The organism is Limnohabitans sp. Rim28 (genome assembly GCF_000293865.2).
In the GTDB taxonomy this organism is placed as follows: domain Bacteria; phylum Pseudomonadota; class Gammaproteobacteria; order Burkholderiales; family Burkholderiaceae_C; genus Limnohabitans_A.
Window position 1 is genome coordinate 128,590 of record NZ_ALKN02000008.1, and the last position, 22,147, is coordinate 150,736.

The window sequence follows — 22,147 nt, forward strand, 5'->3', positions numbered from 1 at the left end:
AGCAAAAGATGGCCGGATTGAAAAAAGACATGCCCCACCCCGAGTCGCTGACACTGCACGGTCAGACGAAGGTGTTGGAGATCGGGTTTTCTGACGGTGCTCAGTTTCGCATCCCGTTTGAGCTGATGCGCGTGTATTCGCCTTCGGCCGAGGTGCAAGGCCATGGTCCCGGTCAAGAGGTGCTGCAAACCGGCAAACGCGAGGTCGGTATTGCCGAAATCGAGCCCGTGGGCAACTACGCGGTCAAGCCCACTTTCACCGACGGGCACGAGTCGGGGCTGTTCACTTGGGAGTACCTTTACTTTTTGGGCGACCAAGAAGCGGCCCTTTGGAAACAGTACGAGGACCGTCTGCAAGCTGCGGGCATGAGCCGTGATGCGCCCATGATCGAAGCCGCATCGGGCGGCAGCTGCGGTCACAAGCATTGAGGAAGTTGGCATGAGCAGCACCCACTTCGGCTTCAAAACCGTTGACGAAAGCGAGAAAGCCAAGCACGTGCGCGGCGTGTTCGACTCGGTCGCATCCAAATACGATGTGATGAACGACCTCATGTCCATGGGCCTGCACCGCGTGTGGAAGGCCTACACCGTGCAGGTGGCCAACCTCAAAGAGGGCGACCAGGTGCTGGACATCGCAGGCGGTACGGGCGACCTTTCGATGGCGTTTGCCAAAAAAGTGGGCGCCACGGGGCGCGTGGTCCACACCGACATCAATGAAGCCATGCTGTCGACTGGGCGCGATCGTCTGGTGGATCATGGCCTGGCATTGCCTACGCTGGTCTGCGATGCAGAAAAACTGCCTTTTCCAGACAACCATTTCAATGTGGTCAGCGTGGCTTTTGGCTTGCGCAACATGACGCACAAAGATGTGGCCTTGAAGGAAATGTGCCGTGTCCTCAAGCCAGGCGGCAAATTGCTGGTCCTTGAATTTTCCAAAGTGGCCAAGCCCTTGGAGAAAGCTTACGACTGGTACAGCTTCAAGATCTTGCCCCAGTTGGGCAAGCTGGTGGCGGGTGATGCTGACAGCTACCGCTACCTGGCTGAGTCGATCCGCATGCACCCCAGCCAAGAGGACTTGAAAACCCTTATGAAAAATGCCGGATTTGGCCATGTTGATTTTCACAACTTGTCCGCGGGGGTGGTAGCCTTGCACATGGGCATTAAATGTTGACGCCCAAAAACTGTATTTCCTGAGTTGGAGACACCATGAATAGCAAACTTGTAACCCTGATGCTCGCTGGCGTGATGGCCTTGGGCAGTCTGAACGCTGAGGCCGCACGCCGCATGGGTGGCGGCAAGTCTGTAGGTCAACAATCCAACCAAGTGACCAAGCGCGACGCTGCGCCACAAACACCGGCAGCACCGGCTCAAAACGCTGCGCCTACCAGCGCCGCAAAACCTGCTGCAGCCCCTGCCGCCGCCGCGCCCAAGAAGCCTTGGGGTGCCATGTTGGGTGGTTTGGCCGCTGGTTTGGGCTTGGCCTGGTTGGCCAGCTCCCTGGGTATGGGTGAAGCCTTTGGCAACATCTTGATGGCCTTGTTGATTGGCGTTGCGGTGATCGCCGTGATCGGCATGATCTTGCGTGCCCGCCGCGGGGGCGCTGCTCAGTCGGGTGGTTTGGCTTACCAAGGCGCTGGTGCCTCGGCCGAAAACCCTGCAACCTATAAGCAGTACAGCCCCAACAACGTTGGCAACGATGCCTCGGCCCGCCCATGGGAAGGTCAAAACACCCGCTTCGACAGCTCGGCTGCGTCGGCCTCCACCGGCTCCATGATCGGCTCGGGCATTGGTTCTGGCCTGAATGCCAACGCCAGTGACAGCCTGAGCGGCTCGCAAACCTGGGGCATCCCTGCAGGCTTTGATGTGGACAGCTTCGTCACAGCCGCCAAACGCAATTTCGTCACCTTGCAGGACGCTTGGGACCGTTCGGACATCAGCGCCCTGCGTTCCATGATGACCGATGCCATGGTCGTTGAGATCCGCAACCAGTTGTCTGAGCGTGAAGCCCAGTTCCCAGGTCAACCCAACAAAACGGAAGTGGTCATGTTGGAAGCCCAGCTTTTGGGCATCGAAGAGCAGGCCGACGACTACATGGCCAGCGTCGAGTTCAACGGCATGATCCGCGAAGACGCGTCTTCGGGCCCCAGCCCATTCCGTGAAGTTTGGAACATGACCAAATCCAAGCAGGGCGGCGGTTGGTTGGTGGCAGGCGTGCAAGCGCTGCAATAAAGCCCGGGCCCCTTTGTGGGCCAGCACTTTCGGGAATAATCGGGGACTATGGCAACACAGTCCCCTTTTTCATGGGCCGCTCAGGCGCTACCCGACCTGGCCGCCCAAATGGCCCACAAATTCAGCAACTCCTTCCAACCGCCTGAATGGGTGGTTGACGAAGCGGTCAACCGCATGGTGCTGTTTCTTAACCACGTCTTGATGAGTGAGCCTGAAGCCATGGCCCGTTTGGCCCGTCAAAAAGGTCAGCGCATCGAGTTGGTTTGGGAGCGTGTGCAGCTGCAGCTGACGCCGACTCCAGCGGGATTGCTTGCGCGGGGCCACTTTGAGGGGTTTGACTTGCGCCTGACCGTGACCGAAGATTCGCCGGTCACTTTGGCCTCTGCTTTAGCGCGGGGTGACAAACCCAAGGTGCGCATCGAAGGCGATGTCCAACTGGCGGCTGAAATCAACTGGTTGATCGACCATGTGCGTTGGGACGCTGAGGAGGACTTGGCGCGCCTGATCGGGGATGCCCCTGCTCACACTTTGGCACAAGCTGCCCGTCAGGCCATGACGGCCTTGCGCAGTTTTGTCGCTCAGCGCCCTGGCACCGGGCTGCGCACGGGCAGCGCAGCATGATGCGCTGGGGCCGTTTCGGGCGCGGGGCTTTCATCGTTTTCATTGTTTTGCGCTACGGCTTGGATGAGCTGGTCCTGTCGAGTTTTCAAAAACCTTGGATCAAACTGTTGGCCCGCGTGCTGTCGGTGGGCCGTGATTTGCGCTCGCCTCGTGCTGTGCGTTTGCGCGAAGCCTTGGAACGCTTGGGGCCCATTTTTGTGAAATTCGGCCAAGTGCTGTCCACTCGCCGTGATTTACTGGCCCCGGACATCGCCGAAGAGTTGGCCAAGCTGCAAGACCGGGTGCCACCCTTTAGTTCAGCCATTGCTGTGGCTTCTATTGAGCGAGCATTTGGCCGCCCAGTGGACGATATTTTTGAATCCTTTGAGCGTGAACCCGTGGCCAGCGCTTCGATTGCGCAGGTGCATTTCGCCACCTTGCGCGGCAAATCCGGGGATGTCCGCGAGGTGGCGGTCAAGGTGTTGCGCCCGGGCATGTTGCCCGTGATTGACAAAGACCTCAGCCTGATGCGCATGATGGCGGGATGGGTCGAAAGCTTGAGCACCGACGGCAAGCGCCTCAAACCCCGCGAGGTGGTGGCCGAGTTTGACAAATACCTGCACGACGAGTTGGACCTGGTGCGAGAAGCGGCCAACGCCGCGCAGTTGCGCCGGAACATGCAGGGCCTGGATCTGGTGTTGATCCCTGAGATGATCTGGGACTTTTGCCACCCTGAAGTCATCGTCATGCAGCGCATGCACGGTGTGCCCATCAGCCAGGTGGACCGTTTGCGAGAAGCGGGTGTGGACATCCCCAAACTGGCCCGCGATGGCGTGACGCTGTTTTTCACGCAAGTCTTCCGCGATGGGTTCTTTCATGCAGACATGCACCCGGGCAACATCCAGGTCAGTTTGGCGCCTGAGACTTTTGGCCGTTACATCTCGCTGGACTTTGGCATTGTGGGCACGCTGACCGAATACGACAAAGAGTACTTGGCGCAAAACTTCACGGCTTTTTTCCGCCGTGACTACAAACGCGTGGCCGAGTTGCACATCGAGTCGGGTTGGGTGCCCGCCGAGACGCGGGTCGATGAGCTGGAGTCGGCCATTCGCGCTGTGTGCGAGCCTTACTTTGATCGCCCGCTCAAGGAAATTTCGCTGGGCATGGTGTTGATGCGCCTGTTTCAGACTTCACGCCGTTTCCAGGTGGAAATCCAGCCGCAGTTGGTGCTGTTGCAAAAAACCTTGCTCAACATCGAAGGCTTGGGCCGTGATCTGGACCCCGAGCTGGATCTGTGGAGCACGGCCAAGCCTTTCTTGGAGACCTGGATGCTGGAGCAAATCGGTCCCAAAAAGCTGTGGGAAGAGCTCAAGTCGCAGGCCCCGCATTACGCCAAGTTATTGCCTCAGTTGCCGCGTTTGCTGAGCGACTACCTCAAGCAGCCGCGCACCAACGATGCGGCGCAGATCGAGCACTTGTTGGCCGAGCAGCGCAGAACCAACAAACTGCTGCAAACCCTGATTTACGTTGGGCTTGGTTTTGTGGTCTCCTTGGCGGTTTTGCAACTCGCCATGCATTTGCAACTTTTCATGTGACTTTTGACATCCGGAGGGTACGAAGGTGTTGCTGACTTTTGTGATCGCTTATTTGACGGTGACCATCTGCATTGGTTTGTTCGCAGCACGCAGGGTCCACGGGGCCAAAGACTATCTGGTGGCGGGTCGAAGTTTGCCCCTTTACATGAACGTGGCCACGGTGTTTGCCACTTGGTTCGGTGCAGAAACTGTGTTGTCGGTGTCGGCGACCTTTGCCAAAGACGGCTTGAATGGCATTCCTGGCGACCCTTTTGGGGCCACGGTGTGCCTGGTGCTGGCTGCTTTGTTGTTTGCCAAACTGTTTTACCGCCTGAACCTTTTGACCATAGGCGACTTTTACAAGGTTCGGTACGGCAAGTCGGTCGAGGTTTTGACCAGTGTGGCGATTGTGGTGTCTTATTTGGGTTGGACTTCGGCGCAACTGACGGCGCTGGGCTTGGTCATCCATGTGTTGTCTTCGGGGGCCATTGACCTGAACCACGCCATCATGATGGGCGCTGCGGTCGTGTTGGTCTACACCGTGTTTGGCGGCATGTGGTCGGTGGCTTTCACCGACTTGTTTCAGACGGTGGTGATCGTGGTGGGCCTGATGGCCGTGGCTTTGCTGGTGGGCGACAACGCGGGTGGGTTTGACACCGTCATTGCCCAAGCAGCAGCCGACGGCAAGTTCGATATGTTCCCGTCAGACATGGATGCCGCCGCTTGGTGGGCCATGGCGGGTGCCTTCTTTGCCTTTGCTTTTGGTTCCATTCCTCAGCAAGACGTGTTCCAGCGCATGACCAGTGCCAAGGATGAAAAAACCGCAGTGCGTGGCACGGTCATTGGCGCCATGATGTACTTTGTTTTTGCCTTCATTCCTTTGTACATCGCCTACGCGGCCTTGATCGCGCATCCTGAACTCAAGGCTTTGTTTGAGTCCGAGGATGCCCGTGCGATCCAACGCATCCTGCCCGATTTGGTTTTGGGGCAGATGCCGATGTGGGCGCAAATCTTGTTCTTTGGCGCTTTGCTCTCGGCCATTTTGTCCACCGCCAGTGGCGCTTTGTTGGCGCCCACCGCCACCTTCACCGAAAACGTGCTCAAGCCATTTGTGCCCCACATGAGCGATCGCCAGTTTTTGCTGCTTTTGCGGGTGACATTGGTCAGCTTCACAGCGTGTGCTTTGTTGTTTGCCATGAACAGCACGAGCACCATGTATGAAATGGTGCAAAACGCTTACAACGTGACCTTGACTGGTGCATTTGTGCCCTTGGTGGCGGGGGCCTTTTGGCGGCGTGCCAACACCCAAGGGGCCTTGTTCTCGGTGGTGTTGGGGGTGGGCACTTGGCTGGTGTTCAACTTTTGGATACCCGACACCCTGATACCTGCCAACTTGCTGGGTTCTTTGTTGCCAGCGATTTTCCCCAACCGGGGACAGTCGATCACCAGCGCTTTGGGTCACGCGGCCCATGATTCGACGGTTCGTTGAACGCCCGGCCAGGGCGCGCCCTTGAGCCAGTGAGCGCTGGGTCGTCATGGCTCAGCCAAGCCTATAATTGAAGGTTTTCTTGCATCACCTTCAAAGGCTCTTTCCATGCCCATTTACGCTTACAAATGCGACGCCTGCGGCCATGCCAAGGATGTCCTGCAAAAAATGAGCGACGATTCCCTGACCGATTGCCCGGTTTGCGGTGCGCCCAAATTCAACAAACAACTCACAGCCCCGGGTTTTCAACTCAAGGGCACGGGTTGGTACGCCACCGACTTCAAGGGCGGCGGTGCGGCAGCCACTGCGGTGCCCGCCGCTGCAGCCACAGCCGATGCCGTGGCCTCGCCGGCACCCGCTGCCGCCCCCTCGGGTGGTGACACTTCTGGGTCTTCGACAAGCGCCAGCAGTGCAGGGGCCTGTGCTGCTTCTTGCGCCTGTCATTGACTTTGCTTGACCTTCATTGAGCCCAGCCCCACCGATTGCCCGCATGAAAAACCGCAGCTTTAAACAATATTTCATCACCGGCTTGCTGGTGTGGCTGCCCATGGGCATCACGGTGTGGGTCATCATGTGGCTGGTGGGCATGCTGGACGCCATTTTCTTGGCCGTGTTGCATGCAGCCGATACCCTGATTCCAGGCATTCATGCCAATGCCGAATACCTGCGTGGTGTGCCAGGTTTGGGCGTCGCGATTGTGGCCGTGTTCATTTTTGCCACGGGTGTTTTTGTGGCCAATATGTTTGGCCAATGGTGGCTGCGCAAATGGCACGGCATGATGAACCGCATCCCCGTAGTTCGCAGCATCTACACCAGCGTCAAACAGGTGGCCGACACCTTGTTTTCGGGCAGCGGCCATGCCTTTTCCAAGGCGCTGTTGGTGCAATACCCCCGGCAAGGTTCGTGGACCGTGGCTTTTTTAACGGGCACCCCAGGCGGTGAAGTGGCCACCTACATGGACCAGCCCATGGTCAGTGTGTATGTGCCGACCACCCCCAACCCGACGTCAGGTTTCTTTTTGATGATGCCCAAAGCCGATGTGGTTGAGCTCGATATGACCGTGGATGACGCCCTCAAGTACATCATCTCCATGGGGGTCATGGTGCCCCCCATGCGCGGCGCCAAACCCACGGCCGACGCCCTGAAGGCCCCAGTGGCCTGAGCCCCCTTTTTTACCGAATTGTTTTTTGCGATTTCTGAAAGTACAACATGTCCATGCGTTCCCATTACTGCGGTCAAGTGACCGAAGCCTTGACCGATCAAAGCGTGAGCCTGTGCGGCTGGGTGAATCGCCGTCGTGACCATGGCGGCGTGATCTTCATCGACCTTCGTGACCGCGAAGGTTATGTCCAGGTGGTGTGCGACCCCGACCGCCCCGCCATGTTCAAAGTGGCCGAAGACGTGCGCAACGAGTACTGCGTCCAAATCAAAGGGACTGTGCGCGCTCGCCCCGAGGGCACCACCAACGATGGCCTCAAAAGCGGCAAGATCGAGGTGTTGTGCCACGAGTTGATCGTCTTGAACGAATCGGTGACGCCACCCTTCCAGATCGATGACGACAACTTGTCGGAGACAACACGGCTCACGCACCGCGTGCTGGACCTGCGCCGCCCCTACATGCAAAACAACCTCATGCTGCGCTACAAGGTGGCCATGGAAGTGCGCAAGTACTTGGATGAAAACGGCTTTGTGGACATCGAAACGCCCATGCTGACCAAGAGCACGCCCGAAGGTGCGCGCGATTATCTGGTGCCCAGCCGCGTGCACGATGGCCAGTTCTTCGCGCTGCCCCAATCGCCTCAACTGTTCAAGCAGTTGCTCATGGTGGCCGGTTACGACCGTTACTACCAAATCACCAAGTGCTTCCGCGACGAAGACTTGCGCGCGGACCGCCAGCCTGAATTCACGCAGATCGACATCGAAACGTCCTTCCTGACCGAAGAAGAAATCCGCGACATGTTCCAGGGCATGATCAAGCGCGTGTTCCAAAAGACCATTGGCGTGGACTTGGGCGAATTCCCGGTCATGACTTACCAAGATGCGATGCACATTTACGGCTCCGACAAGCCGGATCTGCGCGTCAAGTTGCAGTTCACCGAAGTCACCGACGTGATGGGCGATGTGGATTTCAAAGTTTTCTCGGGTGCGGCCAACATGAAGGGTGGCCGCGTGGTGGCCCTGCGCGTGCCTGGCGGCTCGGCCGAAGGCGGTGGCATCAGCCGTGGCGAGATCGACGCTTACACCGAGTTCGTCAAGATTTACGGCGCCAAAGGACTGGCTTACATCCGTGTCAACGACCTGTCCAAAGGCCGTGATGGTTTGCAGTCGCCCATCGTCAAGAACATCCACGATGCAGCACTGAAGGCTGTGCTGGAGCGCTCGGGCGCTCAAAACGGCGACCTGATTTTCTTCGGCGCCGACAAAGAAAAAATCGTCAACGATGCGATAGGTGCCTTGCGCATCAAGATTGGTCACAGCGAGTTTGGCAAGAAGAACGGTTTGTTTGAAAACCGTTGGGCCCCCATGTGGGTGGTCGACTTCCCCATGTTCGAACACGACGAAGAGAACGACCGCTGGGCCGCTGTGCACCACCCCTTCACCGCGCCCAAAGACGGCCACGAAGACTGGATGGTCACCGCGCCCGAGAAGTGCATCTCCAAGGGCTATGACATGGTCTTGAACGGTTGGGAAATGGGCGGCGGCTCTGTTCGTATCCACCGCGCCGACGTGCAGCAAAAAGTGTTTGACGCTTTGAAAATCACGCCCGAAGAAGCCCAGCTCAAGTTCGGTTTCCTGCTCGACGCGCTGCAGTACGGCGCGCCGCCGCACGGCGGTTTGGCCTTCGGTTTGGACCGCATCGTCACGCTCATGACCGGCGCCGAATCGATCCGCGACGTGATCGCCTTCCCCAAGACCCAACGCGCTCAGTGTTTGCTCACACAAGCACCCAGTCCGGTGGACGAGAAGCAGCTGCGCGAACTGCATATCCGTTTGCGCAACTTGGATGCTGCCAAAGCCGCATAAGCAGCGCATTCCTTCGTCAACGCCACCTCCGGGTGGCGTTGTTGTTTTCGCGGACGATTCACAGAGGCATTGGCATGGTTTGGGGTGACCTGCTTCAGCCAAAGGCCAATCCGACAAACAAAAAAGGCTTCAAAACCGAAGTCTTGAAGCCTGAGATGTCTGCATTCAGCCCTGAAGGCTGAACCAGAAATTTTGCAACGGCATCGCTGCCGTTAGCGGGACTGGCAGGGCTTAGTAGCCGCCGCGGCCGCCGCCACCACCGCCGTAGCCGCCACCGCCGGAGCGATCGCCGCCACCGCCGTAGCCGCCGCCGCCGGAGCGACCGCCACCGCCGTAGCCGCCACCGCCGGAACGGTCACCGCCACCGCCGTAACCGCCACCACCACCGAAGCCGCCGGTACGGGGAGGACGTGCCTCCATCGGACGGGCTTCGTTCACGGTGATGCTGCGGCCACCCAAAGATTGGCCATTCATGCCGTTGATCGCGGCTTGGGCTTCGGCATCGCTGCCCATTTCCACAAAACCGAAACCTTTGGAGCGACCGGTGTCGCGTTCCATCATGACTTTGGCGCTGGTGATGGCGCCGAATTCGCCGAATGCCTGTTGCAGGTCTTCGTCACGAACGGTGTACGGCAAATTGCCGACGTAAAGTTTATTGCCCATGGGGGACTCCTCAGAAATACAAAAAAACAAAGCGATGGGGTCCCGAAAGCACAACAAACTGAAAACTGCCGCCGTAGCGCGCGAAACTGACCGATCACCTGACTTGTGCCGTTTTTTATGACGTACACGCACGCATTATGGGGCATAGCGTAGAAAGGCCCTAGAACTTATTCGATCCACTGGATATGACCTCTCTTTTCCAAGGGGTCTCTGCGGTACGCGATGGAGCGCTCAAGCGATTTTTCTAGGGGGTCTTGTTCTTTGTGACTTGGCGAACACTTGTGCCAAGCAACGATGACGGCCATAGCCAAATACAACTTTGGGAAGGTGCTCATCGGCGTAAGCTGTCCCATCGGATGTCCAAAAACAAGAGACCTTGATGCAGGTCGCTTGGCACCAAGCCTGAACGAGGCAGCATGGCGGGCACCGAGCTTCGCAAACACCCCCACGAAAGACATGCCCATGAGCCAATCTCCTACACCGCAAGGCCAATGCCCCGTGATGCACGGCGCCAACACCCACACCGCGACGGCCAACGCCGCCAAGGCTTGGTGGCCCAAGGCACTCAACCTCGATATCCTGCACCAGCACGACACCAAAACCAACCCCATGGGGGCAGACTTCAATTACCGCGAAGAAGTGAAAAAGCTGGATGTGCCCGCACTTAAAAAGGACCTGACTTCGCTCATGACCGACAGCCAAGACTGGTGGCCAGCCGATTGGGGACATTACGGCGGCTTGATGATCCGCATGGCTTGGCATGCTGCAGGCACTTACCGCATTGCCGATGGCCGGGGTGGGGCGGGCACGGGCAACCAGCGCTTTGCGCCGCTCAATTCCTGGCCCGACAACACCAACCTTGACAAAGCCCGTCGCCTGCTGTGGCCCATCAAAAAGAAATACGGCAACCGCCTCAGTTGGGCCGACTTGATCGTGCTCGCAGGCAACGTGGCTTATGAGTCCATGGGCCTTAAAACCTATGGTTTTGCCTTCGGCCGCGAAGACATCTGGCACCCTGAACACGACATTTATTGGGGCGCAGAACAAGAATGGTTGGGTTCGGCGCGTTATGACGGCAGTGACCGTCAATCGCTCGAGAATCCTTTGGCTGCTGTGCAGATGGGCTTGATTTATGTGAATCCCGAGGGTGTCAATGGTCAGCCCGATCCGCTGCGTACGGCGCAAGACGTGCGGCTGACCTTCGCGCGCATGGCGATGGACGATGAAGAAACCGTGGCCTTGACGGCGGGTGGTCACACGGTGGGCAAAGCGCACGGCAATGGCCCAGCGCAAAACCTGGGGCCAGCACCCGAAGGTGCAGACGTCAATGAACAAGGCCTGGGCTGGATGAACCATGCCACCCGCAGTGTGGGCCGCGACACCGTGACCAGCGGCATCGAAGGGGCTTGGACCCCCCACCCCACGCAATGGGACAACGGCTACTTCCATATGCTGCTCAACTATGAGTGGGCGCTGACCAAGAGCCCAGCAGGCGCGAACCAGTGGCAGCCCATCGGCATCAAGCCCGAAGACATGCCAGTCGATGTGGAAGACCCTTCGATTCGCCTGCAGCCCATGATGACCGATGCCGACATGGCCATGAAGATGGACCCGGCTTACCGCGTCATTTCAGAGCGTTTTTACAAAGACCCCGAACATTTCACCAAGGTGTTTGCCCGCGCGTGGTTCAAACTGACCCACCGTGACCTCGGGCCCAAGGCCCGTTACATCGGCCCGGAAGTGCCGCAAGAGGATTTGATTTGGCAAGACCCGGTGCCCGTGGGCAAGTCCGATTACGACGTAGCCGCAGTCAAGGCCCAAATTGTGGCGAGTGGTTTGAGCGTGAGCGAGATGGTGGCCACCGCTTGGGACAGCGCCCGCACTTTCCGCCACTCCGACAAGCGCGGCGGTGCCAACGGCGCACGCATCCGCTTGGCCCCCCAGAAAGACTGGGAAGGCAACGAGCCTGCTCGTTTGGCCAAAGTTTTGGGTGTGCTCGAAGGCATTGCCCAAGACTCAGGAGCCAGCTTGGCCGATGTGATCGTGCTGGCCGGCAATGTGGGTGTGGAGCAGGCCATCCAAGCGGCCGGCTTCAATATGCCCGTGCCGTTCACGCCGGGTCGCGGCGACGCGTCACTAGACATGACCGATGTGGCGTCGTTTGCCGTGCTGGAGCCGATTCACGATGGGTTCCGCAACTGGGTCCAAAAAAGTTACAGCGTCAGCCCCGAAGAGCTTTTGCTCGACCGTGCGCAGCTCATGGGCCTCACGGCGCACCAAATGACCGCGTTGGTGGGCGGGATGCGCGTGTTGGGCACCAACCACGGCGGCTCCAAGCACGGCGTGTTCACCGACCGTGTGGGTGTGCTGAGCAACGATTTTTTTGTGGCACTGACCGACATGGCCTATGCATGGAAGCCGACAGGCCGCAATGCCTATGACATTTGTGACCGCAAAACGGGTCAAGTCAAATGGACGGCCACTCGCGTGGATTTGGTGTTCGGCTCCAACTCGGTGTTGAGGGCTTATGCCGAGGTGTATGCGCAAGACGACAACCAAGAGAAGTTTGCGCGTGACTTCGTGGCCGCCTGGACGCAGGTCATGAACGCAGACCGGTTCTGATCCATCAAGCCCTGTTGGGCCTCAGAGGCCTTCAGGGCTTGAGTTGACTCAAGTCCAGCACGCTGTTGGGCGTCAAGTCTTGTGGCACTTCGTAATCGGCCACGATCCATGCGCGGCTGGTGTGCGCCGCGGCATCAGATAAAAAGTCTTTGATCACGCGCACGGAGACCTGGTCCAAAGAGACAAAGGGTTGGTCGAGCAAAGTGACGCGGGCACAGGCTGCCAAGGCGGCCACCAACATGACTTTGCGGCGGCTGCCTGTGGACAGCATGAACAAGGGCTTGTGCCGGTGCCGTTCCATGTCGAGGGCTTCGATCAGGTCTTGCTCAATGGCGTGCTGCCAGTTGGGATGTAGCGCTTGCAACTGGTCCCAGCAGGCTTGCACGGTGGTTTGGTCGTGCTCGCTGCCTTTCAAGTCGGCCCAAAACACCCCGTCCGATGGCCTGTCCACGCGCCCCTGGAGGGCAGGCAAGTCGCCCGCCAGTAAACGCAACAGGCTGGTTTTGCCGCTGCCCTCATCGCCACACACCCAATGCAAGCCAGGCCACCATGCGTAAGACAGGTCATGAATGACGGTTTCACCCGAGGGGCCACCGCTCAAAACGTGGCTGCGAAGCACTGGGGGCAAAGCGCTTGTCTGGCTGGTATTTGACATGGCCTCATCCTACCAAGGCCTGTGCTGCCTAGAATGAGCCTGTGGACGAAACCATTTACAAAATTCCTGAATCCGTGTTGGTGGTGATTTACACCCCCCAGCGCGAGGTCTTGCTGATCCGCCGTGCCGATGCAGGCACCTGGCAGTCGGTGACGGGCAGCAAAGACCACGGGGCCGAAACCTGGGCCGAAACGGCCATTCGCGAGGTTCAAGAGGAAACCGGCCTGGATGCCCAACACCCTGATTGCCATTTGCAAGATTGGCAGCTTGAAAATGTGTACGACATTTACCCGGCTTGGCGCTGGCGCTACCACCCTGAAGTCAGCCGCAACACAGAGCGCGTGTTTGGCTTGCGTCTGCCTCAAAAAATGCCGATCACCTTGAGCCCCAGCGAGCACACCGCATGGCAATGGCTCGATTGGCAGGCCGCCGCCGACCATTGTTTTTCGGCCTCCAACGCAGAAGCCATCTTGATGTTGCCCCGCTACTTGTCGGACCCGGCGCCATGAAGCCCGAGCGCCACGAACATCCGGTGTTGCGGGTGGCCACCTACAACATCCACAAAGGTGTGCAAGGCTTGGGCCCTGCGCGGCGCCTTGAAATCCACAACTTGGGCCACGCTGTGGAGCAGTTGGATGCCGACATGGTTTGCCTGCAAGAGGTGCGCAGCGTGCACCGCCGTGAAGAGCGATTTTTCCCCCACTGGCCCAACATTCCGCAGGCTGACTTTTTGGCCCCCGAAGGTTACGAGGCCATTTACCGCACCAATGCCATCACGCGACATGGTGAACACGGCAATGCGATGCTGTCGCGTTGGCCTGTGTTGACGCACCAACACCGCGACATTTCAGACCACCGATTTGAACAGCGCGGTTTTTTGCACACCCAAGTGGAGGTCGTTGACCGTGTGGTGCATGTGCTGGTGGTGCACTTGGGGCTGGTGCCTGCCAGCCGCGTGCGCCAAGTGGTCAGCCTGTTGGCGCACATTGAGCAAGACATCCCGGCACACGCACCGGTGTTGGTGGCGGGCGACTTCAATGACTGGGGGACGGGCCTTGGCCGGCGCATGGCGCAAGCCGGGTTTCGTGAATGGCGAGAAAAGCCGACACCCACTTACCCATCGCGTCTGCCGTTGAACCAGCTGGACCATGTGTATGCCCGAGGCCTCACGCCTGTGCACGCCATGGTGCCGACGGGCCGGATTTGGCAGCGCATGTCGGACCACTTGCCATTGGTGGCAGAGTTTGCCTGGAACGATTGAGCATGCGGCACAACCCTGCCTTGACCGATGGCCACCACATCCAATTGATCGAAGGGGGCCAGGCGTATTTCGAAAGCTTGATACAGGCCTTGGACCAAGCGCAATCGCATGTGCTGTTGGAAACCTATATTTTCGATGTGCATGGGGCAGCAGTGGGGGTGGCCGAGGCGCTGGAGCGGGCAGCCCAGCGGGGCGTGCGGGTGTGGTTGCTGGTCGATGGCGTGGGCACGCCCAAGTGGCCCGATGTCTGGCGCGCGAGACTTGAACAAGCCGGCGTTGAATGCCGGATCTATTTGCCTTTGGGCACTTTGGGTTTGCTCATTCCCAGCCGCTGGCGTCGTTTGCACCGCAAGCTGTGTGTGGTGGATGGTCACACCGCTTTTTGCGGGGGCATCAACATCTTGGACGACTGGTACGACCCGCACCATGGCACTTTGGCCCGACCGCGGCTTGATTTTGCGGTCCGTGCGCAAGGCGATTTGGTGGGGCATATCCAGGACAGCATGGCGCAGCTTTGGTGGCGTTTGCAGGGCGCTCAGCACGCGCGCGATCGTCAAATTCCGCAGGCTTGGCGCTCGTTCAAAGCGGCGGGTTTGCCCCTGCCTTGGAAGCAGTCGCCGCCCTTGCCGGACGGGTCCTTGCCCTCTAGTCGGGCGGCTTTGCTTTTGCGCGACAACGTGCTGCACCGCAACCAAATTGAGCGGGCCTACCTCAAAGCCATCGGTTTGGCCCGTCATGATGTGTTGATCGCCAATGCTTATTTTTTACCGGGCCGCAGGCTTCGCCAAGCTTTGGTCCATGCCGCGCGGCGTGGGGTGCGGGTGCGTTTGCTGGTGCAAGGGCGCTACGAATACTTCATGCAATACCACGCGGCCCGTCCTGTGTATGGAATTTTGTTGGCGGCGGGTGTTGAGATTTACCAGTACGACGCCAGTTTTTTGCACGCCAAAGTGGCCGTGGTCGATGCCCACCATGAGCGTCCCTGGGCCACTGTGGGCTCGTCCAATCTGGACCCACTCAGCCTGTTGTTGGCGCGTGAGGCCAATGTGGTGGTGGCCGATCGCGTGTTTGCGCAAGGTTTGCACCTGCGCTTGAGCGACGTGATCGCCACCCAAAGCACGCCTGTGGCCGAGTCTTTCAAGCACCGTTTTTGGCACCAGCGTTGGCGAGACCGCGTGGCCTTTGGCCTCATGCGCTTGGCGCTTTTCATCACCGGGCACCGTTATTGAGGGGCGCCAAAGCCAAACCCCTGATCGTTGTGCGTCGATCAATCGCTGTTAGGATCATCCCCATGTTAATGAAAATCCCAGATGCCATGACTGCTTCTGCTGCCACGCCCGACGACGAAGGCGTACCCGTATCCGTCAAGATCCGCGAGCGCATCCACGCTGCCCGCAAACGCTTTCACGCCAACGACAACATCGCCGAGTTCATCGAGCCCGGCGAGTTGGAAAAACTGCTCGACGAAGTCACAGGCAAGATGGCAGGTGTGCTCGACAGCCTGGTGATCGACACCGTCAACGACCACAACACCGGCGATACCGCCCGCCGCGTGGCCAAGATGTACCTGAAAGAAGTGTTCAAGGGCCGCTATGTCGAAGCCCCTGAGATCACCGAATTCCCCAATGCCGAACACCTGAACGAGCTGATGATCGTCGGCCCCATCACGGTGCGCAGCGCCTGCAGCCACCACTTTTGCCCAGTGATTGGCAAGATCTGGATCGGCGTGTTGCCCAACGAGCACACCAACGTGATCGGCCTGTCCAAATACGCCCGCCTGGCCGAATGGATCATGGGCCGCCCCCAGATCCAAGAAGAAGCCGTGGTGCAACTGGCCGACCTGATCCAGCGCAAAACCCAGCCCGATGGCTTGGCCGTTGTGATGGAAGCCAGCCACTACTGCATGGGCTGGCGCGGCGTCAAAGACATGGACAGCAAGATGATCAACTCGGTCATGCGCGGTGCCTTCCTCAAGGACCCGAATTTGCGCCGTGAATTTTTGTCCCTGATTCCTGGAAAGAACTGACCATGTTGGTACGCCTTCTTTATGCCAGCCGAGTGGTCGACGCCCGCCCAGAAAGCATCGAATCCATTCTGAGTCAGTCGCGTCAGTTCAATCCGGCCACTGGCATCACCGGCATTCTTTGCTACGGCGGCGGTATCTTTTTGCAAGCCATCGAAGGTGGGCGCAATGCCGTGAGCGAGTTGTATGGCCACATTCAAAAAGATGCGCGCCACAAAGACGTGGTCTTGTTGCATTACGAAGAAATCTCAGAGCGCCGTTTTGGCGGCTGGACCATGGGCCAGGTCGATGCCTCCCGCGTCAACACCAACATCCTGCTCAAGTACTCCGAGCGGGCCGAGCTGGATCCGTACAACGTCTCAGGCAAAGTCTCACTGGCCTTGCTGGAAGAGCTGATGGCCACCGCGTCCATCATTGGCCGCGCCTGAACCTTGTAGGCGCGACGCCCGCGTCGCGAAGTGAACCATGAACCTGATTGGCTGCGACTTCTCCAGCAGCCCCTCCAAACGCAAGCCCATCGTGCTGGCGCTGGGCCAAGCCCGGCAGGGCCGCGTGCAACTGCAGGCGCTGCACACCTTCGACACCCTGAACGCCTTTGGCCAATGGCTGGCGCAGCCTGCCGACTGGGTGGGCGGTTTTGACTTGCCCTTTGGCCTGCCGCGCGAGCTGGTCGAGACGCTGGGCTGGCCCACCGACTGGGCCGCCTGCATGGACCATTACGGCGCACTGGAGCGTGCCCAGATTCGCGAGCAGTTTGCGGCGTTTTGCAACGCCCGCCCCGCAGGCGGCAAGTTCGCGCACCGCGCTGCCGACCGGCCCGCAGGCTCCAGCCCCTCCATGAAATGGGTCAACCCGCCGGTGGCCTACATGTTGCACGCGGGCGTGCCCCTGTTGCGCCAAGCGGGCGTGCACCTGCCCGGCCTGTGCGTGGGCGATGTGCGCCGTGTGGCGCTCGAAGCCTACCCCGGCCTGCTGGCGCGCGAGGTGCTGGGCAACACCAGCTACAAGAGCGACGACAAAGCCAAACAAACCCCCGAACGCCTGCTGGCCCGGCGCGAATTGCTGAGTGCATTGGAGCGCGGTCAGACCCGCCTGGGCCTGCGCCTGGTGGCCAGCAACGCCCTGTTGGGGCGCCTGGCTGACGACGCCAGCGGCGACGCGCTCGACGCCACCCTGTGCCTGATGCAAGCGGCCTGGGCGCAGCAGCAGCACGAATCAGGGCATCCGCAATACGGCTTGCCGCCGTGCGATCCGCTCGAAGGCTGGATCGTTACGGCTTAGGCTGCGATTTCAGCTTGCCCCATGTTCTTGGGGTGGCGCGTAGGTCCACTTGCATCGGTCGATAACAGAATAAAAAATAATTTATTAGTATTAATATTATTGTTTTTAATTCTAAAGTGCGTATACTGAACCCGCTCGCGCACCTGATCGAGTTAGCGGGTGGACTGCAAAGATGGAGTGCCGGGGTTCATAGCAAATGTGTACCTGTAAGAAATTACAGAGTATGAAGCTATATGCCAAGGTGCAAGCGGCTTGCAGCCATTTCATCCAAAAGATGTATCGACTTTATCCGGATGTATCCACCGGGTTTTGAGGTCTAAATCACGTTAGGTGTCATTTCACAGGATCGGAGAACTCATGGATGACGGTCTCGTATCGGAACTGGACATGGCCATTGCCTTGTGGACTGATGGCGCCAGCATCGAAGAGGCAATCTTCCATGCTTCAAGAGATGAGCTCTTTGAGTTCTCTGAAGTGCTTTCTCTCATTTCCAAACACCATAGTCAACCCAAAGCGGGAAAGCGTGAGCAATTTTCCTTTACCGCCAATTCGGCACTGAGCGGCGGAAGCCATCCATGCGCTTCTCGTGAGTGCAGGATTCAGCGCACCGAGAGACTTATTGCCTTTGCTGCGCTTTATGCCGACGAGGTCTATATTCAGCAGCCCTTTGAGGGAATTGCGCTCCGTGATCCCTCATCTATTCGCGAAGTAGACCGGCTCAACTTGGTCGCCGGAATCTACACGTACAAGGCGCTTCGGCCATTAATTGAGAAAGGTGTTGTCAAATACTCGCATGACCTCAACCCTTTCTGCGACTATCACAGCGAGATCATCGCTAAGCCGCTGGCAAAGAGGATCGATACGAAGTGCCAGGCTCTAGAAGCCGAAATTACGCGATTGCTGCTCGAGTCTTGCAGCGTTACGTTCAATCGAACCAATCGACGCAGCCCTTACTTCGAAATATCTGGCCCAGAGGGAGTGATTGAACATGGAAAGGTTTATTTTCACGCCTTCCAACCGATGCCCAGCATCTTTCGAAGGTTTCAGAAGCGGGGCTCGACTTACACCCTGAACAAAGCCGAAATAGAAGATAGTGGGGTCCTCAGAATGGTGGTCAGTCCGATTGTCCGAGACATCACGTTTCAGGAGTGGCACACCGCGCTTAACGGCACGTCTTACTTGTGCGACAACCCAGCGCACATTGCACTTGTCTCCACCGTTAATAACGAAACCTTCGCTGCGAGTTCATCGGCTTTCTCCAATGCGCTGAAGCACCATCTTCCTCAAATTTATTCGCGTGATCCAAGCACGCTTCTTGACTTACGAGAGAGGGAAGCAGAGGCCTTTTTTGTTTATAGAGACAAATTAAGAAAGTTGATGCAAGGGGCCGCTGGTTGGAACGAGAAAGAGGTATCGTGCGTTTTTAGAGACGAGATCGTTCCTGAAATCAACGGTTTGAAGAAGCGGATTCATGACTGGAAGGCAAACGCAAGGGAGTCGCTGAAAGAGAAGTTAATCTTTGGGACCGGTGCCGTCACGCTAGGGCTTTACGCTGGAATACTTCCCGCGGACATAGGTCAACTTGTAGCAGCGCTCGGAGGAACGTCAGCAGCGGCAGGCGTACTCATGGATTGGAACAAAACACTCAAGGAGAAGCAGCAGGCTAGAACGAGTGACTTTTACTTCTTGTGGGAAGCAGGGGCTCGCTAGCGTTTTCTTGGGTGCCATTTCGAGCGTGACGTCTAACCCTTCCGTCAAGCAGACCTGCCTCCGGCAGGCCACTTAAGTCAAAAGTCAGTCGTCATTCGCAGCCACAGGAATCCACATGAAAACAATCGGCCTGATCGGTGGCATGAGCTGGGAATCCACAGTGCCTTATTACCGCGTGATCAACGAGACGATCAAAGCGCAGTTGGGCGGCTTGCATTCGGCCAAGCTCGTTTTGTATAGCGTGGACTTTCACGAGATTGAAGAACTTCAACGCCAAGGCGACTGGGACAGCGCAGGCCTGGCCCTGACCCATGCGGCGCGCTCGCTGCAAGCGGCTGGCGCATCGTTCTTGGTGTTGTGCACCAACACCATGCACAAGGTCGCGCACCACATCGAAGCGGCCGTCAACATCCCACTGCTGCACATTGCAGACCCTACCGCAGCCGCCATCAAGACAGCGGGGCACACCGTGGTGGGCCTGCTGGGCACGCGCTTCACCATGGAGCAAGCTTTTTACAAAGACCGGCTGCGCGATCACCATGGCCTGCAGGTCAAAGTCCCTGCCCAGGCAGACCGGGACATCGTTCACCGCATCATTTATGAAGAACTGTGCCTGGGCATCGTCAAGGCCGAGTCTCGCGCTGAATACCAACGGGTGATGCAATACCTGGCCGCTCAGGGCGTGCAATCCATCATCCTGGGCTGCACAGAAATCTCGCTCTTGGTAAACGCACAAGACTCCCCGGTCCCGCTGTTTGACACCACAGCCATCCACGCCAGGGCGGCGGCGCTGAAGGCGCTGCAGCTGTGAAGGTCCATCAAGCGTAACGACTGCTTCCGCAGACTCAAGCCGCCGTCTGCATCTTTAGCCAATCGCGCAGCGCGGCGTTCATGCGGGTTTGCCAGCCTGGGCCACCTGCGCGAAAGGCCGCCAGTACATCGCTATCTATCCGGATGGTGGTGGATTCCTTGTCGCTGCCGGTGGGGCGTCCCCTCTGGCGTCGGTAGATCTCGATGCCGCCCTGCATTTCTTCACGCGTCAGTGGCCGCTCATTTTCATTTTGGCCGTCCCATGCATAGGGCGCTGAGGCCTGAACTCGGTCTTTCTGCGTTTTCGTTTTCCCCTGGGCCGAGGCTTTGCGCAATTCATCGAGCGTCATCGAAGTCGTTTTTGAGCCAGTCATGGTAGGCGGTCCTTTCTTCTTCACTGGCGGGCCTGAAGCTGATGATCCGCATCGCGCTTTGTCGCGAGACATACACCACCGTCAGTACAGCCAGCACATCAAACACATAGGCAAATGCTTGGGTGCGTTGTTCCAGGTTTCGAACACTTTTCACGTCCAGTCGATACTTGCTGTCCAGCACCATCACGGCGTCAATGAAGTCCAAACCGTGCTTGTCCAAATTGGTTTGCCGTTTATCGGGGTCCCAAAGTATGTGCATTTCGGTTCATTTATTGTAGTAACGAAAATTTCGAAGTCAATCATCGGATACGCCAAAAAGCGCCTTGGATGCGATACCGATAGATGGGAATGTTGCCTTTGTTATTCAAATAATGAATCAGGGGATACGATGAGGCCTGATTTGCTGGGTTGCTGGAAATGCGCAAGCTCAGAGCGATTCACACGAAGGAGAGTGCCGATGACCCTTTTGCATGAACCCGTCCAAGAAGCCGCTCGCCGGAGCGTGCTGTGCTGGCTGGCCACAGTCGATGCCGACGGTCAGCCCAATGTCTCGCCCAAAGAGGTTTGGGCCATTGCAGACAATGCGCATGTGGTGGTGGCGAACATTGCATCACCCCAGTCGGTCCGCAACATCGCGCATCAGCAGAAGGTGTGTCTGAGTTTTGTCGATGTGTTCGTGCAAAAGGGATTCAAGCTGGTGGGCACGGCGCGCGAGTTGCGTGCAGCCGATCCAGAATTCTCTGCTTGGGCCGCGCCATTGCTTTCCATGGTGGGGCAACGCTTTGCCATTCAGAGCGTGCTGGTGCTTCGCGTCACAACGGTGAATCCCATCGTGGCACCCAGTTACCGCTTTTATCCAGATGAAACCACCGAAGCTTCGCAAGTGGCATCTGCCATGCGAACCTACAAAGTCCAACCTTCTGCACAGGAGAAACCATGAGTTCAATCACCATCCGCCAAGCTGTGTTGGCTGACCTCGATGCGGTGACAACCTTGTTCGATGGCTATCGCCAGTTTTATGGTCAGGCCAGCGATGAAGCCGCAGCCAAGACTTTTCTGCAAGCCCGCTTTGAGCATGGTCAATCGGTGGTGCTGCTGGCCGAATCAAACGGGCAGGCTGTGGGTTTCACGCAGCTGTACCCGAGCTTTTCTTCGGTGTCGATGGCGCGGGTGTTTGTGCTCAATGATTTGTATGTGGCCGAATCGGCCAGACGAATGGGCGTGGGCGAAGCCTTGTTGAATGCCGCTACGGACCATGCACGCCAACTGGGTGCGGTGCGTTTGTCCTTGACCACAAACGTGCAAAACTTGCCCGCACAGTCTTTGTACGCGGCCATGGGTTGGGAGCGTGATCAAAAATTCTATGCCTACCACTTGGCATTAGGATAGGCCTGATGGTTCGCTCGATTTCAGCGAATCCCTTAGGAGATGCCGATGACAACGCAAGGTTTTGTGGTGACGCACGCCAAAGACGCGCAGTTCGAGCGTGGTCTGCGCTCATTTTTTGAGTACCGTGATTTGGGGCTCAAGGAGGCCACCCAGGGCCGTGTCACGGCCAGTGTGATCCGTGCCGCAGGCGGGCATGAATTTTCCAGCCAGCCGCATTTGCACCACACCGAGTTCCAGCTGGTGTATGTGCTCAAGGGCTGGATCGAGTTTGAATACGAGGGGCAGGGCCCGGTTCGGCTGGAAGCGGGCTCCTGTGTACACCAACCGCCAGGCATTCGCCACCGCGAGCTGGGCCACAGCGAGGATCTGGAGCTGCTCGAAGTGGTGCTGCCCGCTGACTTCAAGACCGAGACGGTCGACAGCGTCAACCCCTGAATTAGAAGAACC

The 22,147-nt window shown here is 58.1% G+C and carries 26 protein-coding genes; 21 read left to right on the plus strand and 5 right to left on the minus strand.

Annotated elements, in window-relative coordinates; all coding sequences use genetic code 11:
* Positions 1–8: 8 nt before the first annotated feature.
* The 9 genes from B472_RS10850 (at position 9) to aspS (ending at position 8,912) form a co-directional block, all read left to right on the plus strand.
* Positions 9–428, plus strand: coding sequence for a gamma-butyrobetaine hydroxylase-like domain-containing protein (locus tag B472_RS10850; RefSeq protein ID WP_019426409.1), 420 nt, complete (start codon positions 9–11; stop codon positions 426–428).
* A 10-nt stretch (positions 429–438) separates the two neighbouring features.
* Positions 439–1,170, plus strand: a complete 732-nt coding sequence (gene ubiE / locus B472_RS10855; protein ID WP_019426410.1) for a bifunctional demethylmenaquinone methyltransferase/2-methoxy-6-polyprenyl-1,4-benzoquinol methylase UbiE — start codon at positions 439–441, stop codon at positions 1,168–1,170.
* A gap of 35 nt (positions 1,171–1,205) precedes the next feature.
* Positions 1,206–2,228, plus strand: a complete 1,023-nt coding sequence (locus B472_RS10860; protein ID WP_040505861.1) for a Tim44 domain-containing protein — start codon at positions 1,206–1,208, stop codon at positions 2,226–2,228.
* A 48-nt stretch (positions 2,229–2,276) separates the two neighbouring features.
* Positions 2,277–2,849, plus strand: a complete 573-nt coding sequence (locus B472_RS10865; RefSeq protein WP_019426412.1) for an SCP2 domain-containing protein — start codon at positions 2,277–2,279, stop codon at positions 2,847–2,849.
* Complete coding sequence (gene ubiB / locus B472_RS10870; RefSeq protein WP_019426413.1) at positions 2,846–4,423, plus strand: ubiquinone biosynthesis regulatory protein kinase UbiB; 1,578 nt, start codon at positions 2,846–2,848, stop codon at positions 4,421–4,423. The genes B472_RS10865 and ubiB overlap by 4 nt, the downstream gene beginning before the upstream one ends.
* Positions 4,424–4,448: 25 nt before the next feature.
* The gene (locus B472_RS10875; protein ID WP_019426414.1) at positions 4,449–5,891 is read left to right on the plus strand and encodes a sodium:solute symporter family protein; all 1,443 of its coding nucleotides are present in this window, start codon (positions 4,449–4,451) and stop codon (positions 5,889–5,891) included.
* A gap of 105 nt (positions 5,892–5,996) precedes the next feature.
* Complete coding sequence (locus B472_RS10880; RefSeq protein ID WP_019426415.1) at positions 5,997–6,335, plus strand: FmdB family zinc ribbon protein; 339 nt, start codon at positions 5,997–5,999, stop codon at positions 6,333–6,335.
* Between the two features lie 43 nt (positions 6,336–6,378).
* Complete coding sequence (locus B472_RS10885; protein ID WP_019426416.1) at positions 6,379–7,050, plus strand: DUF502 domain-containing protein; 672 nt, start codon at positions 6,379–6,381, stop codon at positions 7,048–7,050.
* A gap of 47 nt (positions 7,051–7,097) precedes the next feature.
* Positions 7,098–8,912, plus strand: coding sequence for an aspartate--tRNA ligase (gene aspS / locus B472_RS10890; RefSeq protein ID WP_019426417.1), 1,815 nt, complete (start codon positions 7,098–7,100; stop codon positions 8,910–8,912).
* Positions 8,913–9,143: 231 nt separating this feature from the next.
* Here the strand turns inward: aspS and B472_RS10895 are convergent, their stop codons facing one another.
* Positions 9,144–9,575 (minus strand): RNA-binding protein, encoded by a 432-nt coding sequence (locus B472_RS10895; RefSeq protein WP_019426419.1) that lies wholly within the window; start codon positions 9,573–9,575, stop codon positions 9,144–9,146.
* A 167-nt stretch (positions 9,576–9,742) separates the two neighbouring features.
* Positions 9,743–10,039, minus strand: a complete 297-nt coding sequence (locus B472_RS10900) for a hypothetical protein (protein WP_019426420.1) — start codon at positions 10,037–10,039, stop codon at positions 9,743–9,745.
* On the opposite strand from B472_RS10900, the gene katG reads away from it, so the two are divergent.
* On the plus strand, positions 10,032–12,197 hold the full coding sequence (gene katG / locus B472_RS10905) for a catalase/peroxidase HPI (RefSeq protein ID WP_019426421.1): 2,166 nt from the start codon (positions 10,032–10,034) through the stop codon (positions 12,195–12,197). The two genes, B472_RS10900 and katG, sit on opposite strands and share 8 nt — an antisense overlap.
* A gap of 31 nt (positions 12,198–12,228) precedes the next feature.
* Here katG and B472_RS10910 read toward each other — a convergent pair whose 3' ends face one another.
* On the minus strand, positions 12,229–12,852 hold the full coding sequence (locus B472_RS10910; RefSeq protein WP_081504939.1) for an ATP-binding cassette domain-containing protein: 624 nt from the start codon (positions 12,850–12,852) through the stop codon (positions 12,229–12,231).
* 41 nt (positions 12,853–12,893) lie between these two features.
* On the opposite strand from B472_RS10910, the gene nudB reads away from it, so the two are divergent.
* From nudB to B472_RS10950, 8 genes are all read left to right on the plus strand, one after another.
* Positions 12,894–13,361, plus strand: coding sequence for a dihydroneopterin triphosphate diphosphatase (nudB, locus tag B472_RS10915; RefSeq protein ID WP_019426423.1), 468 nt, complete (start codon positions 12,894–12,896; stop codon positions 13,359–13,361).
* Positions 13,358–14,113: an endonuclease/exonuclease/phosphatase family protein gene (locus B472_RS10920; RefSeq protein WP_019426424.1), complete on the plus strand. Its 756-nt coding sequence runs from the start codon at positions 13,358–13,360 to the stop codon at positions 14,111–14,113. Before nudB ends, B472_RS10920 begins: the two co-directional genes overlap by 4 nt.
* Before the next feature lie 2 nt (positions 14,114–14,115).
* Positions 14,116–15,342, plus strand: a complete 1,227-nt coding sequence (clsB, locus tag B472_RS10925) for a cardiolipin synthase ClsB (protein WP_019426425.1) — start codon at positions 14,116–14,118, stop codon at positions 15,340–15,342.
* 68 nt (positions 15,343–15,410) lie between these two features.
* Positions 15,411–16,139 carry a GTP cyclohydrolase I gene (folE, locus tag B472_RS10930; protein ID WP_019426426.1) on the plus strand — a complete coding sequence of 243 codons (729 nt, stop codon included), beginning with the start codon at positions 15,411–15,413 and terminating at the stop codon, positions 16,137–16,139.
* A 2-nt stretch (positions 16,140–16,141) separates the two neighbouring features.
* Positions 16,142–16,564 carry a BLUF domain-containing protein gene (locus tag B472_RS10935; RefSeq protein ID WP_019426427.1) on the plus strand — a complete coding sequence of 141 codons (423 nt, stop codon included), beginning with the start codon at positions 16,142–16,144 and terminating at the stop codon, positions 16,562–16,564.
* 37 nt (positions 16,565–16,601) lie between these two features.
* Positions 16,602–17,417: a DUF429 domain-containing protein gene (locus B472_RS10940; protein ID WP_019426428.1), complete on the plus strand. Its 816-nt coding sequence runs from the start codon at positions 16,602–16,604 to the stop codon at positions 17,415–17,417.
* Between the two features lie 357 nt (positions 17,418–17,774).
* The gene (locus B472_RS10945; RefSeq protein WP_019426429.1) at positions 17,775–19,127 is read left to right on the plus strand and encodes a hypothetical protein; all 1,353 of its coding nucleotides are present in this window, start codon (positions 17,775–17,777) and stop codon (positions 19,125–19,127) included.
* Between the two features lie 115 nt (positions 19,128–19,242).
* The gene (locus B472_RS10950) at positions 19,243–19,938 is read left to right on the plus strand and encodes an aspartate/glutamate racemase family protein (RefSeq protein WP_019426430.1); all 696 of its coding nucleotides are present in this window, start codon (positions 19,243–19,245) and stop codon (positions 19,936–19,938) included.
* 34 nt (positions 19,939–19,972) lie between these two features.
* On the opposite strand, the gene B472_RS17495 is transcribed toward B472_RS10950, so the two are convergent.
* Positions 19,973–20,311 carry a BrnA antitoxin family protein gene (locus B472_RS17495; RefSeq protein ID WP_116798658.1) on the minus strand — a complete coding sequence of 113 codons (339 nt, stop codon included), beginning with the start codon at positions 20,309–20,311 and terminating at the stop codon, positions 19,973–19,975.
* Entirely contained in the window at positions 20,274–20,570 is a 297-nt protein-coding gene (locus tag B472_RS10960; protein WP_019426432.1) for a BrnT family toxin, read from the minus strand. The genes B472_RS17495 and B472_RS10960 overlap by 38 nt, the downstream gene beginning before the upstream one ends.
* Positions 20,571–20,768: 198 nt before the next feature.
* Between B472_RS10960 and B472_RS10965 the strand changes: the two genes are divergently transcribed.
* From B472_RS10965 to B472_RS10975, 3 genes are read left to right on the plus strand one after another with little or no spacing between them, the layout of a single operon-like run.
* Positions 20,769–21,251, plus strand: coding sequence for a pyridoxamine 5'-phosphate oxidase family protein (locus B472_RS10965; RefSeq protein ID WP_019426433.1), 483 nt, complete (start codon positions 20,769–20,771; stop codon positions 21,249–21,251).
* The gene (locus B472_RS10970) at positions 21,248–21,700 is read left to right on the plus strand and encodes a GNAT family N-acetyltransferase (RefSeq protein WP_019426434.1); all 453 of its coding nucleotides are present in this window, start codon (positions 21,248–21,250) and stop codon (positions 21,698–21,700) included. Before B472_RS10965 ends, B472_RS10970 begins: the two co-directional genes overlap by 4 nt.
* Before the next feature lie 45 nt (positions 21,701–21,745).
* On the plus strand, positions 21,746–22,135 hold the full coding sequence (locus tag B472_RS10975; protein WP_019426435.1) for a cupin domain-containing protein: 390 nt from the start codon (positions 21,746–21,748) through the stop codon (positions 22,133–22,135).
* The last annotated feature ends 12 nt before the right edge of the window (positions 22,136–22,147 follow it).

What these genes read in the sequence shown, in the direction of transcription:
- B472_RS10850 (WP_019426409.1), top strand. Translation starts at nt 9, where the DNA reads ATGGCCGGATTGAAAAAAGACATGCCCCACCCCGAGTCGCTGACACTG.
- ubiE (WP_019426410.1), top strand. Translation starts at nt 439, where the DNA reads ATGAGCAGCACCCACTTCGGCTTCAAAACCGTTGACGAAAGCGAGAAA.
- B472_RS10860 (WP_040505861.1), top strand. Translation starts at nt 1,206, where the DNA reads ATGAATAGCAAACTTGTAACCCTGATGCTCGCTGGCGTGATGGCCTTG.
- B472_RS10865 (WP_019426412.1), top strand. Translation starts at nt 2,277, where the DNA reads ATGGCAACACAGTCCCCTTTTTCATGGGCCGCTCAGGCGCTACCCGAC.
- ubiB (WP_019426413.1), top strand. Translation starts at nt 2,846, where the DNA reads ATGATGCGCTGGGGCCGTTTCGGGCGCGGGGCTTTCATCGTTTTCATT.
- B472_RS10880 (WP_019426415.1), top strand. Translation starts at nt 5,997, where the DNA reads ATGCCCATTTACGCTTACAAATGCGACGCCTGCGGCCATGCCAAGGAT.
- B472_RS10885 (WP_019426416.1), top strand. Translation starts at nt 6,379, where the DNA reads ATGAAAAACCGCAGCTTTAAACAATATTTCATCACCGGCTTGCTGGTG.
- aspS (WP_019426417.1), top strand. Translation starts at nt 7,098, where the DNA reads ATGTCCATGCGTTCCCATTACTGCGGTCAAGTGACCGAAGCCTTGACC.
- B472_RS10895 (WP_019426419.1), bottom strand. Translation starts at nt 9,575, where the DNA reads ATGGGCAATAAACTTTACGTCGGCAATTTGCCGTACACCGTTCGTGAC.
- katG (WP_019426421.1), top strand. Translation starts at nt 10,032, where the DNA reads ATGCCCATGAGCCAATCTCCTACACCGCAAGGCCAATGCCCCGTGATG.
- B472_RS10900 (WP_019426420.1), bottom strand. Translation starts at nt 10,039, where the DNA reads ATGGGCATGTCTTTCGTGGGGGTGTTTGCGAAGCTCGGTGCCCGCCAT.
- B472_RS10910 (WP_081504939.1), bottom strand. Translation starts at nt 12,852, where the DNA reads ATGTCAAATACCAGCCAGACAAGCGCTTTGCCCCCAGTGCTTCGCAGC.
- B472_RS10920 (WP_019426424.1), top strand. Translation starts at nt 13,358, where the DNA reads ATGAAGCCCGAGCGCCACGAACATCCGGTGTTGCGGGTGGCCACCTAC.
- clsB (WP_019426425.1), top strand. Translation starts at nt 14,116, where the DNA reads ATGCGGCACAACCCTGCCTTGACCGATGGCCACCACATCCAATTGATC.
- folE (WP_019426426.1), top strand. Translation starts at nt 15,411, where the DNA reads ATGAAAATCCCAGATGCCATGACTGCTTCTGCTGCCACGCCCGACGAC.
- B472_RS10935 (WP_019426427.1), top strand. Translation starts at nt 16,142, where the DNA reads ATGTTGGTACGCCTTCTTTATGCCAGCCGAGTGGTCGACGCCCGCCCA.
- B472_RS10940 (WP_019426428.1), top strand. Translation starts at nt 16,602, where the DNA reads ATGAACCTGATTGGCTGCGACTTCTCCAGCAGCCCCTCCAAACGCAAG.
- B472_RS10945 (WP_019426429.1), top strand. Translation starts at nt 17,775, where the DNA reads ATGGATGACGGTCTCGTATCGGAACTGGACATGGCCATTGCCTTGTGG.
- B472_RS10950 (WP_019426430.1), top strand. Translation starts at nt 19,243, where the DNA reads ATGAAAACAATCGGCCTGATCGGTGGCATGAGCTGGGAATCCACAGTG.
- B472_RS17495 (WP_116798658.1), bottom strand. Translation starts at nt 20,311, where the DNA reads ATGACTGGCTCAAAAACGACTTCGATGACGCTCGATGAATTGCGCAAA.
- B472_RS10960 (WP_019426432.1), bottom strand. Translation starts at nt 20,570, where the DNA reads ATGCACATACTTTGGGACCCCGATAAACGGCAAACCAATTTGGACAAG.
- B472_RS10965 (WP_019426433.1), top strand. Translation starts at nt 20,769, where the DNA reads ATGACCCTTTTGCATGAACCCGTCCAAGAAGCCGCTCGCCGGAGCGTG.
- B472_RS10970 (WP_019426434.1), top strand. Translation starts at nt 21,248, where the DNA reads ATGAGTTCAATCACCATCCGCCAAGCTGTGTTGGCTGACCTCGATGCG.
- B472_RS10975 (WP_019426435.1), top strand. Translation starts at nt 21,746, where the DNA reads ATGACAACGCAAGGTTTTGTGGTGACGCACGCCAAAGACGCGCAGTTC.